The sequence below is a fragment of the Klebsiella michiganensis genome (genome assembly GCF_002925905.1).
Lineage (GTDB): Bacteria > Pseudomonadota > Gammaproteobacteria > Enterobacterales > Enterobacteriaceae > Klebsiella > Klebsiella michiganensis.
In genome coordinates this window covers 1-1,647 of sequence record NZ_PRDB01000028.1, presented here as the reverse complement: position 1 = coordinate 1,647, position 1,647 = coordinate 1, and the positions used below count along the sequence as shown (strand labels likewise).

Below are 1,647 nucleotides of genomic sequence, written 5' to 3'. Positions count from 1 at the left end.
TCAGGAGCTGAAATCCGAAACCGGGGAGCGGATTATCAACGGTCTGTGCGAAACCATTCAGGGCGGCCCGCTGGGGTAAAGATGCTGGCATCAGCCCCCTTCCCGGCTCGCGGCGTAAACGCCTTAGCCGGGCTACCGGATCGCAGACGCCGGGAAACCCGTAGCCCCGGTCAGCTCGTAGCCCGGCTAAGCGCAGCGCGAGCCGGGAAGAAGCCACGCCGATGCATCACCCCGACACCGTCCCGGAGGCGGCGCTGCGCGCCTGTCCGGGCTACCGGATCGCAGACGTGGGTGAACCCGTAGCCCGGTCAGCGCAGCGCCACCGGGTAAGCAGGCCGCAGAATATTTCAGGCCGGGCCTGTTCCCGGCTCGCGGCGTAAACGCCTTAGCCGGGCTACCGGATCGCAGACGCCAGGGAACCCGTAGCCCCGGTCAGCTCGTAGCCCGGCTAAGCGCAGCGCGAGCCGGGAAGAAGCCACGCCGATGCATCACCCCGACACCGTCCCGGAGGCGGCGCTGCGCGCCTGTCCGGGCTACCGGATCGCAGACGTAGGTGAACCCGTAGCCCGGTCAGCGTAGCGCCACCGGGTAAGCAGGCCGCAGAATATTTCAGGCCGGGCCTGTTCCCGGCTCGCGGCGTAAACGCCTTAGCCGGGCTACCGGATCGTAGACGCCGGGGAACCCGTAGCCCCGGTCAGCTCGTAGCCCGGCTAAGCGCAGCGCGAGCCGGGAAGAAGCCACGCCGATGCATCACCCCGACACCGTCCCGGAGGCGGCGCTGCGCACCTGTCCGGGCTACCGGATCGCAGACGCGGGGAACCCGTAGCTCGGTCAGCGCAGCGCCACCGGGGAAGCAGGCCGCAGAGTATTTCAGGCCGGGTCTGTTCCCGGCTCGCGGCGTAAACGCCTTAGCCGGGCTACCGGATCGCAGACGTGGGTGAACCCGTAGCCCGGTCAGCGCAGTGCCACCGGGGAAGCAGGCCGCAGAGTATTTCAGGCCGGGCATATTACGCAGACGGGGGGGAAGCCGCTGTCCCGGCCTGCATCTCCTCCATCACGGCGGTCAGCTTCTGGATCGCCATCTGCGCCGGGCGGGAGAGCTGGCGCGATGGCGCGGTGCACAGGGCCAGGGTGAGCGGGCGCAGCAGCTTGTTGCGCAGCGGGACAAACGCCAGCTGCCCGAGCTTCACCTCTTCCAGCACGTCCAGACGGCTGAGAATGGTCACGCCGCCGCCTTTAAGCACCAGCGATTTAATCAGCCGGATATCGTTGCAGCTGATACTGTTCGCCGGGAAAAAATCATAATGGCGATAGAGCATCGCGACCCGATCGTGGACGATCAGCGGCGCGCCGGGAACAATATGCCGCTCCTCGCTAAGCTCCCCTAGCGACAGCATCGCAGCCTGCGCCTGGGGGTGATCCGGGCGCATCACCGCGCCCATCTCCAGTTCAGCAAAGGCCAGTACGCTCAGTCCGGCCTGGCCTTCAGGATCCAGAATCAGGCCGAAATCAAGATCCGCCTGCCGCACCTTCTGGCTGACGGTATGGCTATCCGCGACCTGCAAATTCAGCTCGAGCCACTGCCAGCTGCCGATAATCTCCGCCAGCGCAGCGGCAAAGCTCCCTCCGCCAGCGCCTGCACCATGC

Annotated in this window: 1 pseudogene; it reads right to left on the bottom strand. The window is 66.7% G+C overall.

Annotated elements, in window-relative coordinates:
- Positions 1-1,007 precede the first annotated feature (1,007 nt).
- Positions 1,008-1,647 (bottom strand): annotated as a pseudogene (locus CDA56_RS28970) (LysR substrate-binding domain-containing protein); the annotation flags it as partial.